The sequence below is a fragment of the Xenorhabdus cabanillasii genome, from assembly GCF_003386665.1.
GTDB lineage: Bacteria > Pseudomonadota > Gammaproteobacteria > Enterobacterales > Enterobacteriaceae > Xenorhabdus > Xenorhabdus cabanillasii.
Map to the genome: position 1 here is coordinate 3,020,195 of NZ_QTUB01000001.1, position 15,637 is coordinate 3,035,831.

Genomic DNA, 15,637 nt, shown 5'->3' on the forward strand with positions numbered 1-15,637 from the left:
TGTCAACCGGATATTTGGTGCGTCCGAGTGGACTCGAACCACCGACCCCCACCATGTCAAGGTGGTGCTCTAACCAACTGAGCTACGGACGCAATCTAAATTTCCGTGGCTGACAACGGGAACGAATATTAACGATCACTGAGCTGTCTGGCAAGGGGAAAAATGCAAATTCGTGTTCGATTGCTCGCATTTACATCTATCAGTGTGAATTTACAACTTTTCCCCTTGGGATGATAATCTAATATACTGAATTAACGAGTAGAATATGCCAGAACAGTATGGTCAGGCTGCTTTTGTAACCACCAAATCCGGCTGCCCATCATGATTGCAGCTACAGTTAATCCGATAATAAACCCAATCCAGAAACCTTGTGGCCCCATCGGTTCAGTAACATAGTTGGTCAATGCCAATATATAACCACTAGGTAATCCGAAACCCCAATATGCGATGAAAGTAATAAAGAAAATGGAACGTGTATCTTTATATCCGCGCAATACCCCGGAACCAATCACCTGAACTGAATCAGAAAGCTGATAGATAGCAGTGAACAGCATCAAATGAGATGCCAAAGCGACAACTTCAGAATTATTGTTGTACATTGTTGCAATTGGTTCACGGAATAGAATCGTGAAGGTTGCTGTTATACAGGCAATTGCCAAGCCAACAACAAGGCTGGTATAAGCTGATATTTTGGCACCTTCGGTTGATTCCTGCCCAAGGTTATAACCTACACGGATAGTTGCCGCTATGCCAAATGACAATGGGAACATAAACATCAATGAACTGAAATTGAGAGAAATTTGATGCCCTGCAACGGCAATTACGCCGAGAGGGGAGATCAGTAGGGATACAACAGCAAATAACGTAACCTCAAAGAACATAGCCAGAGCGATGGGTAAGCCAAGCAGAGTAATGCTTTTTTGAGTATACCAGTTAGGACGGGCAAAATTGTCAAACGTATGGATATCTTTCTGAGAAGGTGAGTGTTTGACATATGCAAGCAGTAACAGGAACGTTACCCAGTAAACGGCTGCTGTTGCAACACCACAACCTACACCACCAAGTTCCGGTGCGCCGAATTTACCGTAAATAAAAATGTAGTTGACGGGGATATTAACCAATAATCCTAAGATACCAATAACCATTGCTGGTTTGGTTTTTGACAGCCCTTCACACTGACTGCGTAAAACTTGGTAATACAGGAAACCAGGCGCTCCCCACATAATAGCGTGAATAAAATCTACAGCTTTTTGTGCCAGGATAGGATCCACATTATGTTGCGCTTCTATAATGAAGCGGCAGTTATACAATATTATAATAATGAAAATAGCGAGGAACGTTGCCAGCCAAAAACCCTGTTGGATTTGGCTGGCGACATTTTTTCTCTGGCCTGAGCCATTCATATGTGCAACGATTGGTGTTAAGGCCATCAACAAGCCTTGACCAAACAGAATCGCCGGCAGCCATATTGATGTCCCGATAGCAACTGCTGACATCTCGATTGCGCCAGCTTTACCGGCCATAACTGTATCTACGAAACCCATCGCAGTTTGTGAAAATTGAGCGATGATGACGGGGATGCCCAGAGCGAGCAAACTACGCGCTTCATTTAAATATTTCTGCACGTACTACACCTTTTTTGATTAAAAATTAATTAGAAGAACAAGGAGCATTTCTGTGAGCAAACGAAGTTGTTTGAAAAGTAATCTCTTGTTAACTCAAGTATTGTATAGAACTCATTTTATTAAGCCAATCATTGCACGATATTTATGCCTAATCGAAGATAACTCTCAACCGAAATAGTGTCTAAAAGAGATGAGTGCGTTACACTAACTTATCATGCAAAACGATGAAAGAGGTTTCCCATGTTTACAGGTATCGTCCAGGGAAAAGCGCCTATAGTTGCTATTGAAGAAAAAACACACTTTCGGACTCATGTAGTTAAATTTCCGGCTGAATTATTACCTGAAATTGAAACGGGAGCTTCCGTTTCCCATAATGGCTGTTGTTTGACTGTCACTAAAATAGATGGCGATTTGATTAGTTTCGATTTGATGAAAGAGACACTGCGTTTGACTAATCTCGGTGAGCTTAAGGTTGGCGATTTAGTGAATTTGGAAAGAGCAGCAAAATTTGGTGATGAAATTGGTGGGCATTTGATGTCCGGTCATGTCATTACAACGGCTGAAATTGCTAAAATTTTTACTTCGGAAAATAACCATGAAATATGGTTCCGTGTTTATGATAAGCAGTTAATGAAATATATCCTGCATAAAGGTTTTATTGGTATTGATGGGATTAGCCTGACAATTGGAGATGTCGTGAATAATCGTTTCTGTGTTCATTTGATTCCAGAAACATTGGAACGTACGACACTCGGTAAAAAACGCATTGGTCAAAAAGTAAATATTGAAATTGACCCACAGACACAAGCAATTGTAGATACTGTTGAACGGCTCATGGCGCAAAAAGAACAGCAAAGAGTATTATCCCAATTGGAAGAGTAGTTAACGTTACTTATCTTAATAAAGAATATTAATGAAAAAGCTACAGAGGTGTTCACTGTAGCTTTTCAACAGCCTTAGAAAGCTGTTGTAAACAATATTATCGAGGAACTCTCAGCCCATTTTCAATTCCATGCGGGCTGAACATAACTTGCCATAGTTGAATATCTCTGGCACGGAATGCGCCAGCGCAGGCATTCAGATAATAGCTGAACATTCGTTTGAAGCGAGGGCTATAGTTATTTTCTATCTTACTCCAGTTCGCGATAAAACGTTCATACCATGCCATCAGGGTACGATCATAATCAGCCCCAAAGTTATGCCAATCTTCCATAACGAACTTGCCTGTGTTGGCTTTGGCGATCTTTGCAATTGATGGTAAGTGGCCATTAGGGAAAATATATTTGCTGATCCATGCATCGACATTTACTTTATCTCGATTGGAACCAATAGTATGAAGTAAGAAAAGCCCATCAGGTTTCAGGTTTTTACGTACTATATCGAAATAATTGGCGTAATTTTTATGGCCAACGTGTTCAAACATGCCAACGGAAACAACTCTGTCAAACTGGAGATTCAGGTCACGATAATCTTCGAGAATGATTTTAACATCCAGATCTTTACAGCGGTCTTGAGCGTATTTCTGTTGCTCTACAGAAATGGTAACACCAGTAACGGAGGCATCATAGTGTTTGGCAGCATAGGCGGCTAGTCCACCCCATCCACATCCGATATCCAAAAGAGTCATGCCCGGTGATAACTGTAGTTTTTCGCAAATTAACCGGAGCTTATTAGATTGAGCTTCTTCCAGAGTATTTGCATCTTTCCAGTAGCCACAGGAATATTGCATGTAGGGATCAAGCATGAGCGTGAACAGGTCATTACCTAAATCATAATGCTCTTCACCCACAATCCAAGCTCGTTTGGGAGATTGTAAATTAAACACGCGGGAGGTAATAATCTTCAGGATATCTTTGATATTTTTAGGGATTCTGTGTTCCAGACCCGCTTTTAAGACTTTATAAAAGAAGATGTCCAAACGTTCACAATCCCACCAACCATCCATATAACTTTCGCCCAATCCCAAAGAGCCTTGTTTTAACACTCTTTTATAAAAATCACGGTTTTTGACTTGTATATCAAAAGGACGTTTACCGTTGATTTCAATACCAGCTTCTTGAAGCAAGTCATTGGCGATCCTATGCCACTGGTCAGTAATTGTTTTTTTTCCTTCAACGAAAGATGAACTCATAGACTCTCCAACATTTGTTTGATGGAATTTTGAGGTATATCTTTGTGATAGGCTGTTTATTATCCTAAAACAAAAATGGATTGACTTGAAATTAAGCAGAAAATGTTTCAAAGGCATAGATGCCGATTCATCCTGAAATTAAAGAGAGCTTCATTGCCTTTAGAAACCTCAAATTCCGAGTTTTTTAGAATAATGAATCTGTATGAGTATATGAGTGAAATAATATTTAAACAATAATCTAAAGGCCATATTATGATATGGCCTTTAGATGAGAACATTCTTAGTTATTATCTTTAGGAGTAATTTATTAATATATAACTAATGACTATTGTTTACTTTTTTACTTTTGCAAGTAATAACCTATTATCATTGGGATAATAGTCGAAACCATTACTGTTGTGGTGGACAGAAGAGGATCTTTCATGAACATAGCAACAAACATGCTGGCAATAAAGCAAAGACCCAATTGTAAAGCATTTTGTAATGCAGCCGCTTTACCGCCGTCTTTTGGATAAACAGAAAGTGCATTTGCTACGGCAATAGGGTAAGAAGCACCATTCATGACGGCCATAAAACAAAAAGGAATAAGAATAAGCATGAAAGAAGGATAAATTAGGGCAATTAAATAGATGAGTGCCATGCTTACAGCATAGCCTGTCAGTAAAATTGGAAATATAGTTTTACTTTTGACTTTTTCCAATAAAATGCGGCAACCATATCCACCGAGCATAAATGCTAAAGTTTGTGGAATATAGCTTAAGCCGATATCTGTGGCATCATAACCCATATTGATCAAAATCGTTGGTGAACCTGTTAGCCAGGCAAAAAAACCAGCACTACAAGAAGCATAAATCAACACATTTCCGCTGAAGGTTGAAGACCTCAATAAGGTGAAGAAAGAAACTTTATTTTCATTAAGGTTGGTGTCAATAGGTGCGCGTTTACTGGACAGTAAAAATGTTGGTACGAGCAGAGCCAGTGTTACAGCCATTAAAACAAGAAAAATAGTTCTCCAACCTGTATGTGACAATAACCATGCACCGAGTAAAGGAGCAAGGGCAGGGGAAAGTGCGACCAGCGGCATAATCATGGCAAAAACGCGTTTTGTGCGTTCTGCGTCATATCTATCAACGACTAAAGCTTGCCAGGAAACAGCAGCAGAACAGACACCCACAGCCTGAATAAATCTCAGAATAAGTAATTGAGTTGCATCTGTTATCCAAAGTATTCCTAAACAGCTAAGACAAAACAGAGACAAGCCGATAAGCAGAACAGGTTTTCTTCCCAGACGATCAGACAGTTGTCCCCATAAAAGCTGGGCAATAGCAAAACCAGCAAGAAAAACGCTGAGGCTTGCACTAACAGCCCCTTCTGATGTACCTAAGTCTTTTGCCATAGCATCAAAAGCGGGCAGATACATATCAATGGCTAAGTAGCCAAGCATACTTAGGCCAGCGAGATAAAACATAAATGGCCTGGAATTTTTATTTGTTGTCATTGTGTCAATAAATCGATGTGATAATTGATAAGAAAATATAAGGTTTATTTTATATGGCGTAATTTTTGGTTGTGAAACGGTATTATTTGCATAATGCTGTGAAAAAAATTAAAAGGAAGAAATATGTGGTCTGAATATTCTCTGGAAGTTGTTGATGCTGTAGCCAGAACAGGAAGTTTCAGTGCAGCTGCATCAGAGCTTCATCGCGTACCTTCTGCCATCAGTTATACAATAAAACAACTTGAAGAATGGTTGGCAGTGCCCCTATTTAAACGTCGTCATCGCGATGTGGAATTAACCGAGGCAGGGGCTATCTTTGTAAAGGAAGCACGTTCTGTTATCAAAAAAATGTATCATACTCGTCATCAATGTCAGCAAGTGGCTAATGGTTGGCGTGGGCAGCTCAGTATTGCTGTTGATCAAGTGGTGAAACCAGAACGGACACGCCAGCTTATTCTGGATTTTTACCGCCATTTTCCGGATATCGAGTTATTTATTTATCCTGAAGTTTTTAATGGGGTATGGGATGCGCTGGTGGACGGGCGCGTTGATGTTGCTATTGGTGCCACTAGCGCCTCTCCGGTCGGGGAACGATATAGTTTCAGGAACATGGGGTTCATGCCGTGGCTGTGTGTTGCCAGTCCAGAGCATGAATTGACCTCTATAACAGAAAGATTAAATGATGACCAATTGAGGGCTTACCCTAGCTTGTGCATTGAAGATACTTCACGTAATTTGCCCAAGCGTAATACATGGGCTTTGGATAATCAACGGCGGTTAGTTGTCCCTGACTGGAGTGCGGGGTTGGCTTGCCTGATGGATGGGCTGTGTGTGGGAATGGTGCCCAAACATAGTGCTTTGCCGCTTATTCGTCAAGGAAAACTCAGCTTGCTTGAACTTGAGCAACCATTACCTGATAGCCCATGTTGCCTGACATGGTCGCAAAAAAGCCATTCACCTGCATTAAACTGGTTGCTTGATTATCTTGGAGATAGTGCAACACTCAATGCTGAATGGCTACAAGAGGATTAATCATTAACGGCGATAATCAATGAAAGGGCCATCTACAACAGAGCGACGCTCAACAAGACGCGGATGGACTTCGATAGTTTGTGCATCTTCACGTTTATTGATAATCCTATCAAGTAACGTGGAGAAAGCCATCTGTCCCAGACGCTCTTTAGGCTGATGAATCGTTGTCAGTGCTGGTGTGAAATAACGGGCATTGCGAATATTGTCATAACCAATGACAGAAATATCTTGTGGAACGCGTAACCCCATCTCGTCAGCAGCACAGATCGCCCCCATTGCCATCACATCTCCCCCACAAAACACGGCCGTAGGGCGATGTTTTTGGCTTAAGATTTTATACATCGCCTGATATCCGGATTCAGGCTCAAAATCCCCCTGAACAATCCATTCTTCCCGAATAGTGATATTTGCTTCTTTCAACGCTTTAAGGAAACCTTGATGACGCCCGCCTCCGGTATTTCTGGCCAATGGTCCGGGAATAGCAGCAATATCACGGTGACCACGTTCTATCAGATATCGACCGGCCAAATAACCACCATGGAAGGCATTGTCGATAATTGCATCAGTGAAATCCCCTCTGGACTCACCCCAATCCATGACCACCATGGGAATGTTGCGATAGTCTTCCAGCATTCCCAACAGTTGTTGGGGATATTCAGAACACATAACCAGTAAACCATCGACGCGTTTTTGCGCCAGCATAGCGAGATAAGCTTTTTGTTTGTCGAGATTGTTATGGGAATTACATAAAATCAATGTATAACCTTTGCTATAACAACTATTTTCGACAGACTCGATGATTTCAGCAAAATAAGGTGCTTCACTTGACGTTGCCAGTAGTCCGATAGATTTGGTGTGATTAACCTTTAAGCTACGGGCAACAGCACTGGGGGAATAATTCAGTTCCTTAATGGCAGCCCATACTGTGGCCTTTGTATCTTCGGCGACGAAACGGGTTTTATTGATAACATGGGATACGGTTGTGGTTGAAACACCAGCGTGTTTAGCCACATCTTTAATCGTTGCCATGATAAAAAGGACTCCTGACCTTAGGTCTAAATTTGTATACCCTTCATCTGGATATAGATCTTTGTTAATCATTTGCCAGTATTATATTTTATATATAGGAAGATAACTGACAATAATTTAGCGATAAACCTTGGATTTTGTCTGATCTAGCTCAAAAGTGAAAGTAGTAATCGATGCTATAAAGTATATGCATTAAATACCACAGTGTGGTTTTTAACCTCTGAGGTAAATAGCCAATCAAAATTTATGGTGTTGCTGAGTCTTAATTTTCATGGTGAGGATGGCTTATGGATACAGATCTGAAATTGGGATTATTGACTGCCTGTAGCGCATTAATCATGATTGTTTTTCTGGGGGTGCTTTGCTTGATCTAGTCAAGGTCGAGAAATAATATCAAGGTGAATTGCTGTCTGTTTTACTTTAAAGGTAAGTTTTTCACTACTTAAAGGGCACTTATAAATGAAATTAAGTGCGTTGAATCGGAAAAACTTACCCTTGTCATTTTAACTGGCGGGTTAATTAGGCCAGATTTTCTTCCACAAATTTCCAGTTAACCAGAGCCCAGAAATGCTCCAGATATTGAGGGCGTGCATTGCGGTAATCGATGTAATAGGCATGTTCCCAAACGTCAACAGTCAGAACAGGCTTATCTTCACCAGCCAATGGAGTTGCTGCGTTGGAGGTATTGACGATAGCCAGACTGCCGTCGGCTTTCTTAACCAGCCATGTCCAGCCAGAACCGAAGTTTTTCAATGCTGCATCAGTAAGTTGCTGTTTAAATTCAGCAAAAGAACCGAAAGAATTATTGATAGCTTCTGCAACTTTACCAGTTGGTTCACCACCACCATTTGGTGACAGACTATGCCAGTAGAAGGTATGGTTCCAGACTTGTGCTGCGTTATTAAAGATACCGCCTTCAGAGGATTTAATAATTTCTTCCAGTGATTTTCCGGCAAACTCGGTATCTTTAATCAGATTATTCAGGTTCACAACGTAAGTGTTGTGGTGTTTGCCGTAATGATATTCCAGAGTTTCTGCTGAGATGTGGGGTTCTAAGGCATCTTTAGCATAAGGTAATGCTGGTAATTCAAAAGACATTGCATACTCCTTTTAATATCGGGTTTTTGGCTTTATAAACCATGACTTGTGTTTATTAATCATGGATAGAGCAAATTTTAGCTTATTATCATGTTGCTATTTTGTTTGGTAATTATCTTAACAACTTTTCTGCTAAATAACAGGAGAAATGATGTTATTTAGTGGCGAATTGACGTAGAAGCATCCAATTTTACTGATTTTAATATTTATTAAGGATGAGAATACCAACTAGTTACAACTTATTGTTCAGAATAAAAAATTTGCAGGAGCATGTTCACGGTAGCAAATCTGCATCAGAAAGTGGTATTCTGAATTAATCTTTTCTGATGCTGATAAACAGCGCCTGCCGTTTAAGGAAGTAAAAATGACGACAATTGAGAAAATCGAACGCCAGATTCAAGAAAACCCAATCCTGCTGTATATGAAAGGTTCGCCAAAATTGCCAAGCTGTGGTTTTTCTGCTCAGGCAGTTCAGGCTTTGTCTGCTTGTGGTGAACGTTTTGCCTATGTAGATATTCTGCAAAACCCTGATATCCGCGCAGAGTTGCCTAAATATGCGAACTGGCCAACATTCCCTCAGCTTTGGGTTGAAGGTGAGTTAATTGGGGGATGTGACATTCTGATTGAAATGTATCAACGCGGTGAATTACAGGTTCTGCTCAAAGAGACTGCGGATAAATACCGTGAGCAGGAAGATAATAAGTAATTCGTTGTCTCAGTGAAGTTTTGAATCAACAAAGCCCCATACACAATTAATATTAATAATCATATTTATTGGCGGTAATATTTCATGGCAATTTTAGGTTGTGGCAACCGGTATGGGGTGATAATCGTTATATAGTTATAAAGTAAGAGCCTGGTGGGATAGGCTCTTACTTTGTCAGGTTTCATTATCTGGATCTGGCACAGCCAACGGCCAACCACCAAGCCGTTTCCAGCGATTAACCAATTCGCAGAAAAGCAGGGCAGTCCGGTCTGTATCATACAGAGCACTATGTGCCTGATTGCTATCAAAAGGTATTTCTGCCGTAATACAAGCTTTAGCCAGAATTGTCTGGCCTAGCACTAATCCACTCAATGCGGCAGTATCGAAAGTGGCAAAAGGGTGAAATGGATTGCGTTTTAAACCAGAGCGTTCTGCTGCTGCCATGACAAAATTGTGATCAAAACTGGCGTTGTGGGCAACTATAATTGCACGGTTGCAATTACTGTCTTTCATGCCCTTGCGGATCATTTTGAAAATAGCATGTAACGCTGTATATTCACTGACAGCTCCACGTAATGGGTTAGTAGGGTCAATACCTGTAAATGCTAAAGCTGCCGGGTCAAGGTTGGCTCCTTCAAACGGTTCAATGTGGAAATGTAGCGTATCAGCAGGTGCCAGCCAACCTTCTTCATCCATTTTTAAAGTAATTGCAGCGATTTCGAGTAAAGCATCTGTCCGTGCATTAAAACCAGCAGTTTCTACATCAATGACAACAGGATAATAGCCACGAAAACGTCCGCTTAGTATATTTTGATCTTTTGTATTAGACATCTGATTTTGTTCTTAACTTCAGGATAGCCGATATTATGACAAAATTTATGGTGTCTTGCAGAAGTAATATCTATCCAGTTGAGAAATGAAGGGCATGCAAGATGCCCTTTTGTAGAGAGGAATAATTAGTGCCCTAATGCACTGGTGGCACTTTTATTTTCGATTAACTCGATCTTATAGCCATCAGGATCTTCAACAAAAGCAATAATAGTTGTTCCGCCTTTAACTGGCCCTGCTTCACGAGTGACTTTTCCGCCAGCAAGTTTGATACGTTCACAAGTTGCGGAAACATCATCAACGCCTAAGGCGATATGACCGAATGCTGTTCCCATTTCGTAGCTTTCAACCCCCCAATTATAGGTCAGTTCGATAACAGCACCTTGACTTTCATCGGCATAACCTACAAAAGCGAGGGAATATTTATACTCTGGATTTTCACTAGTACGAAGTAGACGCATGCCCATTACTTTAGTATAAAAATCAATCGAGCGTTGCATGTTGCCAACACGGATCATTGTATGAAGTAGACGCATGATTACCTCTTTAGTTTATGGTTTTATAATCAAATAGCGATATCGCGAAATGACGTAGTGGTGAAATTTTGTGTTCTGACTGCATATGTTTGATTAACTATACCCATCGTAATTGAAGATGCTTGATTTTTCACTCACATTAGCTCATGTTAACAACCCTGAAAATTCATCTGACTGAAGACCAAAAGAAAGCCCTCGAATTGATGCATGATACGACTCGCGATAGCCGAGTTTGTGATCGCATCAAAGCTGTTCTTCTCGCTTCCGAAGGCTGGGTAGCCCTCAAGCCTTACGGATCCATGAAAGTACAGTGAGTCGCCATTTGAAGGATTATTTCTCCGGGGAAAAGCTCGCCCCTGAAAATGGCGGCTCTGAAAGTCGTTTGCTTGCCGAACAAACCACCGAATTGATTGAGTATCTGACGGTAAATTTGATGCAGATAAACAGCAACAGTTTATTGAGACCTACAACGCGCTGAAAGCTGAATGTGGCCAGCATGAGCCCATTTTGTTTAAGGATAGCGTTGCATCGGCCAGTTGAACTCACAGTGAATATCCGACGATTAACGCGAAAAATGTCGTCCTGTTTTTCGGTGCAATCCGGGAAACGTATCCGCTTTCACAAAAAATCCATCTCATCACTGAAAAGGCGTTACCTGTCAGTGACATCATTGCACCTAATTTACCGGAACTTGAAACACTCACTATGCGGGAAATCAAAGACGTAGAGCAAGCAATATCCGCAGCTCGTTTACTGTGTGAAAAAGGCCCTGAAATTGTTTTAGTTAAACATCTCAGTCGTGCAGGATACCGAAAAGATAATTTCGAAATGTTACTGGTGACTAAAGAAAATAGCTGGCATATCAGCCGGCCACTGATCGATACCGGTGAACGTCAACCTGTTGGAATAGGTGATTTAACCAGTGGCTTATTCCCCGTTAACCTGCTGAAAAGCCCGTCTTTAACAAATTCAGTATTACAGGCTGCGTTGGAACATGTTACCGCAGGAGTTTATGAAGTCATGCTGGAAACGCAAAAAAGAGGGGAATTTGAGTTACAGCTTGTTGCTACTCAGGACAAGATGGTGACCCCGACCTATAAATTCAAAGCCGTACAAATTGATTAAGCATAAAAACAACCGGTATGTTCGTGCTTATCAACATAGTTCAAGGAAAATGAAGCTATCGGTAAGAGTCAGGGAAAGTGTCCATATATTCATTTAGCTGTAGACAGTTACGGTTTGCCCGTGCATTGAAGAACAAGGAGCAACAGCTGTCATTCCTTACCGAAAGTCAATATTGATTTTGGGAAAACCAGACATAACTCTGGCTTTCCCGGAGGGATTGTTACTATAGCGTTGTGGCTTACTTCAATAGACTCTCAGTCTTTTTTGTCAGAATAAGGGCGGACATATTTAATAATGCACTCAAGTTTTTCGCAGGTTTCCTGCCATTCTCTTCCTGGTTTTGAATCTCTGACCAGTCCGGCACCAGCCTGTAGCCAACAGTGTTCTTTATGTTGATAAAGAGAACGTAATACCAGTGCTGCGTCTAATTTACCTGAGCTATCCAATAACATGACACAACCACTATAAAGCCGACGAGGTTCACCTTCATAATGTGAAATAGCTTGTAAAGAAGGTTTTTTCGGAATCCCTGAAGCGGTTACTGCCGGGAATAAGGCAATGAATGCATCCCAACGATTTTTGCCTGTTTGCAGTAATCCTTTTACCCGTGATGCCAAATGTTGTACCGAACCACGTTCACGAATAACCATAAATTCTGATACACAAAGCGTGTTTGCCTGACAAATCGGGGCCAATTCTTCTAATGCGAGTTTGGCTGACACCGCGTGCTCAGCGATTTCTTTCGGATCAGAAAGTAAATCTGCGCGCAGCTTTTGATCTTGTATCTTGTCATGTGTCAATGCTCTGGTGCCTGCTAATGGTTGGCTATTAACCCAACCAGAACCATCTGCCTCAACCACGGTTTCTGGGCTGAAACCGTAAGCAGAAAATTCTTCATCCCGTAAGAAGAAAGAGCGGGCAGGGGTGTTAGCCTGACGGCCTAACCAGTAACTGTGTGTTATATCCACATTTGAACCAAGCTGAACTTTGCGTGAGAGGATCACTTTTTGGTAGTGTCCTGTGACAATATCTTCAACTGCATTGGCTACGTTATCTTGATAATTCTTTGCTGCGTCTGCTGTATTGATAATTTCCAGCTCTTTTGTATATGGGAAAGTTGGTGTACCGGCTTGATCAGCTTGTCTGATTTTTTCGCTTAATATAGTGAGCTGGTTTTCTTCAAGTGTTCGTATCAGAACTTGCCCTTGAATTATGCGTAATTCATGCTGTGGAACAGTGATTTTTATTAATGCTTCTTGCTGTTCTAATGATGGAGCTAATGGTATCCCGTATGTCATATGAGAAAACTCAAATAATGCTCTGCCATAAGCACGCCAGTCTTTGATAGAAAGGTCATTGAGAACCTGCTCAAGTTTTTGGCTTAACGTACTGATATCGTATGGATGTCGATTGCCCTTTGAATCAATTAGTTGTCCAGATGCATTTGCACTTATAGTGGCTGCACAGCCAATCCCCAATGACCATTCACCGTTGATCTCATAGAGTGTACAAGGTTGTGTATTATTATCTGTAAGATCTGCAAGTAAATGAGTGACCAGATCTAATGGAGTGCTGGTAATAGCGATAGTGTGTTCATGATATTGCTGTATTGGACTATTATTTTCTTCTGCTTGTTTTGTTTGCTCTGTATGTTCTGTTTGTGCCATCTGTACCAACTGACGTTTGTCTATTTTTCCCACTGTGGTTAATGGCCAATACGCCACAAACAACCATTGATCAGGGATCTTATGGCGCTGAACGCCTTTCTGATGTAAAAATGCCTGTATCTGTGTAGGTTCCGGTTGGTTGATACTCTTTGGTATGCAAGCGCAAATTCGTTCACCCAAGAGTTCATCAGGAACAGCGATGATAACTGCGTCATCAATATTTGGATGTTGCAGCAGTAATGTTTCAACTTCTTGCGTTGAAATTTTCTCTCCACTGCGGTTGATCTGCTCTTTAATGCGTCCCTCAACGATCAGGTTGCCATCTGATCTCATACGAACCAGATCGCCGGTACGATAGAATCCGTCAGTGGTGAAGGCGATGGTATTATGTTGATCAGCGCGGTAGTATCCCGTAATAGTGTAAGGGCCTCGTGTAATCAGTTCGCCTACTTCACCGGAGGGAACAGATTGCAGATTAGCGTCAACAATTTTGATCTCATCTTCTTCTGATAATGGACGACCTTGGGTGTTAATAATGACCTCATAAGGATCATCCAGTCGGGTATAGCAAAGTAATCCTTCCGCGGTGCCAAATACCTGTTGCAAAGGCCCAAGGCGTGTCATCACCTGTTTTGCCAGTTCTGGTGTAAGTCTGCCTCCACCGACTTGTAAACAACGCAGGGAGGAAAGATCGCTTTGTTCCCAGTCACGAGCCTGTTCCCAGAGTCGGGCAAGCGCCGGAACTAACGCAACATGTGTCACCTTATGTTGTTCAATCAATGGCATGACTTCTTCGCAACTGGCGGTATCACTTAAGAGGACACATCCTCCCTGAGAAAATGTGCCCAGAATACCGGGGCTGCCTAAGGTGAAATTATGTGCAACGGGCAATACCGCTAAATAAACGCTTTCGGTATTGATTGTGCATAAGCGAGCTGACAGCACAAAGTCATAAGTATAGGCATCGTGAGTACGTGGAATTAATTTCGGTGTACCTGTTGTTCCCCCAGAAAGTAGGAGTATGGCAATATCACCGTAACATGAGCCAGGGACAGAGATATCGAGTGGTTCACCATCAATGGAGGATAAAGCAGTAAATTCCTCGGCTTCACCATCAACAATAATATGTTTCATTTCAGGGCAAGATGCTGCCACTTGCCGTGCCATTTCTCGGTAATCAAAACCATAAATACAATCAGGGATAACGTAAGCCACCGGACGGGCAATCTGGCAAAGTGCATGAACATCATGAGCCCGTTGTGTCGGCATTAATAATACTGGATGAGCACCTAATCTGAACAGAGCAAAACAGGTGACAACAAAGGAGATGCAGTTAGGCAATTGTACCATGACGTTGTCACCACGACGTATTCCCCGCTGAGATAATCCACTTGCCAGCCTTTCCGCAAGTTGATGGAGTTCATGGTAAGTCAGATGTTGTTCTTGATAGATCAGCGCTGTTTTATTCCCCCAGGTTTTCGACCATCCGGTAAGCTGTTGGTCTATGGTTTTGCCATTCCAAAGATAGTCTGGAGTTATAGTAAAATTTCTTCCTGGGATTGAATAAGATGCCATCATGCGAACTCCTGTGGATAAACATATTGCATAAATTGTGTAATGTGACGAATAAAACGTTGAGGTTTTTGCGTGACATAAAAATGATTGCCGACAATCTCCTGGCAGCAATGCGAAAGGTTTTGTTTGTCACCGGCAAGCCAGTGATGCCACTGCTGAACTTCCAGAGCGGAGGCCTCTTTGTCTTCGTTGCCATAAAGCAACAAGGTTGGTGTTTGCAGTTTTATTGAGCCAGATTGAATAGCCTGGTGATAATGTTCCGTAGCCCAGAAATCAGCACGTAGCATAGGTAAGAACAGCGCCAGCAATCCGGGATCTTCGCGTAACATCGGGCTGCAACCGCCAATATCAATGAGTTGTTCAATGAATTCATGATCAGGTAATCCACTCAATTGACGGCGGGATTGAAGATGGGGAGCATGACACCCCGAAAGTACCAGTGCTTTAGGAGAGCAATTATGTTGTTCAAGGCGTTGGCAAGTTTCAAAAGCGACTTGAGCTCCCATACTGTGACCGATCAGTATCAGGTTTTTTCTCTGGGCAGGTGTTAGCGATACGAGCAGATCAGAAAGTGATTGCGCTAATGAGGCAATGCTGGTGACTGCACGTTCATTCATACGGCTGTCACGACCGGGATAAGTCACCAGCGAAACGGCAATATCTGGATCTTCCAGAGTAGTCCATTGGCGAAATGCACTGCTGCTGCCCCCAGCAAAGGGGCAGATTAATAGAATGTATTTGGGTTCGTCACGAGGTGTCAGGCACGGGCGAATCATCGGATGTGCAG

At 41.8% G+C, this 15,637-nt stretch carries 12 protein-coding genes, 1 tRNA gene and 2 pseudogenes; 5 read left to right on the forward strand and 10 right to left on the reverse strand.

The window, feature by feature from the left end; all coding sequences use genetic code 11:
- Positions 1 to 15: 15 nt before the first annotated feature.
- Positions 16 to 92, reverse strand: a tRNA-Val gene (locus BDD26_RS14135).
- 159 nt (positions 93 to 251) lie between these two features.
- A complete protein-coding gene (locus BDD26_RS14140; RefSeq protein ID WP_038263681.1) occupies positions 252 to 1,625 on the reverse strand; it encodes an MATE family efflux transporter in 1,374 nt (457 codons plus the stop codon).
- A 240-nt stretch (positions 1,626 to 1,865) separates the two neighbouring features.
- Between BDD26_RS14140 and BDD26_RS14145 the strand changes: the two genes are divergently transcribed.
- On the forward strand, positions 1,866 to 2,507 hold the full coding sequence (locus BDD26_RS14145; protein ID WP_038263678.1) for a riboflavin synthase: 642 nt from the start codon (positions 1,866 to 1,868) through the stop codon (positions 2,505 to 2,507).
- A gap of 97 nt (positions 2,508 to 2,604) precedes the next feature.
- On the opposite strand, the gene cfa is transcribed toward BDD26_RS14145, so the two are convergent.
- Positions 2,605 to 3,756, reverse strand: coding sequence for a cyclopropane fatty acyl phospholipid synthase (cfa, locus tag BDD26_RS14150; protein WP_115826881.1), 1,152 nt, complete (start codon positions 3,754 to 3,756; stop codon positions 2,605 to 2,607).
- Between the two features lie 340 nt (positions 3,757 to 4,096).
- Positions 4,097 to 5,254, reverse strand: coding sequence for a purine nucleoside transporter PunC (punC, locus tag BDD26_RS14155; protein ID WP_038263673.1), 1,158 nt, complete (start codon positions 5,252 to 5,254; stop codon positions 4,097 to 4,099).
- 123 nt (positions 5,255 to 5,377) lie between these two features.
- Between punC and punR the strand changes: the two genes are divergently transcribed.
- Entirely contained in the window at positions 5,378 to 6,286 is a 909-nt protein-coding gene (gene punR / locus BDD26_RS14160) for a DNA-binding transcriptional activator PunR (RefSeq protein WP_115826882.1), read from the forward strand.
- A gap of 3 nt (positions 6,287 to 6,289) precedes the next feature.
- Here punR and purR read toward each other — a convergent pair whose 3' ends face one another.
- Together purR and sodB are read right to left on the reverse strand one after the other, a co-directional pair.
- Complete coding sequence (gene purR / locus BDD26_RS14165) at positions 6,290 to 7,315, reverse strand: HTH-type transcriptional repressor PurR (protein ID WP_038263667.1); 1,026 nt, start codon at positions 7,313 to 7,315, stop codon at positions 6,290 to 6,292.
- A 519-nt stretch (positions 7,316 to 7,834) separates the two neighbouring features.
- Positions 7,835 to 8,413: a superoxide dismutase [Fe] gene (gene sodB / locus BDD26_RS14170; protein ID WP_115826883.1), complete on the reverse strand. Its 579-nt coding sequence runs from the start codon at positions 8,411 to 8,413 to the stop codon at positions 7,835 to 7,837.
- 364 nt (positions 8,414 to 8,777) lie between these two features.
- On the opposite strand from sodB, the gene BDD26_RS14175 reads away from it, so the two are divergent.
- Entirely contained in the window at positions 8,778 to 9,119 is a 342-nt protein-coding gene (locus tag BDD26_RS14175) for a Grx4 family monothiol glutaredoxin (RefSeq protein ID WP_115826884.1), read from the forward strand.
- Between the two features lie 174 nt (positions 9,120 to 9,293).
- On the opposite strand, the gene rnt is transcribed toward BDD26_RS14175, so the two are convergent.
- Both rnt and gloA read right to left on the reverse strand, forming a co-directional pair.
- The gene (gene rnt, locus BDD26_RS14180; protein WP_038263657.1) at positions 9,294 to 9,950 is read right to left on the reverse strand and encodes a ribonuclease T; all 657 of its coding nucleotides are present in this window, start codon (positions 9,948 to 9,950) and stop codon (positions 9,294 to 9,296) included.
- A gap of 125 nt (positions 9,951 to 10,075) precedes the next feature.
- Positions 10,076 to 10,483 carry a lactoylglutathione lyase gene (gene gloA / locus BDD26_RS14185; RefSeq protein ID WP_038263654.1) on the reverse strand — a complete coding sequence of 136 codons (408 nt, stop codon included), beginning with the start codon at positions 10,481 to 10,483 and terminating at the stop codon, positions 10,076 to 10,078.
- A gap of 158 nt (positions 10,484 to 10,641) precedes the next feature.
- On the opposite strand from gloA, the pseudogene pdxY reads away from it, so the two are divergent.
- Both pdxY and BDD26_RS19775 read left to right on the forward strand, forming a co-directional pair.
- Positions 10,642 to 11,608, forward strand: a pseudogene (gene pdxY, locus BDD26_RS20275) (pyridoxal kinase).
- 45 nt (positions 11,609 to 11,653) lie between these two features.
- A pseudogene (locus BDD26_RS19775) lies at positions 11,654 to 11,734 on the forward strand (IS5/IS1182 family transposase); the annotation flags it as partial.
- A gap of 128 nt (positions 11,735 to 11,862) precedes the next feature.
- Here BDD26_RS19775 and BDD26_RS20670 read toward each other — a convergent pair.
- Both BDD26_RS20670 and BDD26_RS14205 read right to left on the reverse strand, forming a co-directional pair.
- On the reverse strand, positions 11,863 to 14,850 hold the full coding sequence (locus BDD26_RS20670; RefSeq protein ID WP_115827567.1) for a salicylate synthase: 2,988 nt from the start codon (positions 14,848 to 14,850) through the stop codon (positions 11,863 to 11,865).
- Complete coding sequence (locus BDD26_RS14205; RefSeq protein WP_051502398.1) at positions 14,850 to 15,626, reverse strand: thioesterase II family protein; 777 nt, start codon at positions 15,624 to 15,626, stop codon at positions 14,850 to 14,852. The genes BDD26_RS20670 and BDD26_RS14205 overlap by 1 nt, the downstream gene beginning before the upstream one ends.
- Positions 15,627 to 15,637 lie beyond the last annotated feature (11 nt).

Excerpts from the sequence above, each read along its gene's own strand:
- BDD26_RS14145 (WP_038263678.1), top strand. The coding sequence starts at position 1,866 with ATGTTTACAGGTATCGTCCAGGGAAAAGCGCCTATAGTTGCTATTGAA.
- cfa (WP_115826881.1), bottom strand. The coding sequence starts at position 3,756 with ATGAGTTCATCTTTCGTTGAAGGAAAAAAAACAATTACTGACCAGTGG.
- punC (WP_038263673.1), bottom strand. The coding sequence starts at position 5,254 with ATGACAACAAATAAAAATTCCAGGCCATTTATGTTTTATCTCGCTGGC.
- punR (WP_115826882.1), top strand. The coding sequence starts at position 5,378 with ATGTGGTCTGAATATTCTCTGGAAGTTGTTGATGCTGTAGCCAGAACA.
- purR (WP_038263667.1), bottom strand. The coding sequence starts at position 7,315 with ATGGCAACGATTAAAGATGTGGCTAAACACGCTGGTGTTTCAACCACA.
- sodB (WP_115826883.1), bottom strand. The coding sequence starts at position 8,413 with ATGTCTTTTGAATTACCAGCATTACCTTATGCTAAAGATGCCTTAGAA.
- BDD26_RS14175 (WP_115826884.1), top strand. The coding sequence starts at position 8,778 with ATGACGACAATTGAGAAAATCGAACGCCAGATTCAAGAAAACCCAATC.
- rnt (WP_038263657.1), bottom strand. The coding sequence starts at position 9,950 with ATGTCTAATACAAAAGATCAAAATATACTAAGCGGACGTTTTCGTGGC.
- gloA (WP_038263654.1), bottom strand. The coding sequence starts at position 10,483 with ATGCGTCTACTTCATACAATGATCCGTGTTGGCAACATGCAACGCTCG.
- BDD26_RS20670 (WP_115827567.1), bottom strand. The coding sequence starts at position 14,850 with ATGGCATCTTATTCAATCCCAGGAAGAAATTTTACTATAACTCCAGAC.
- BDD26_RS14205 (WP_051502398.1), bottom strand. The coding sequence starts at position 15,626 with ATGATTCGCCCGTGCCTGACACCTCGTGACGAACCCAAATACATTCTA.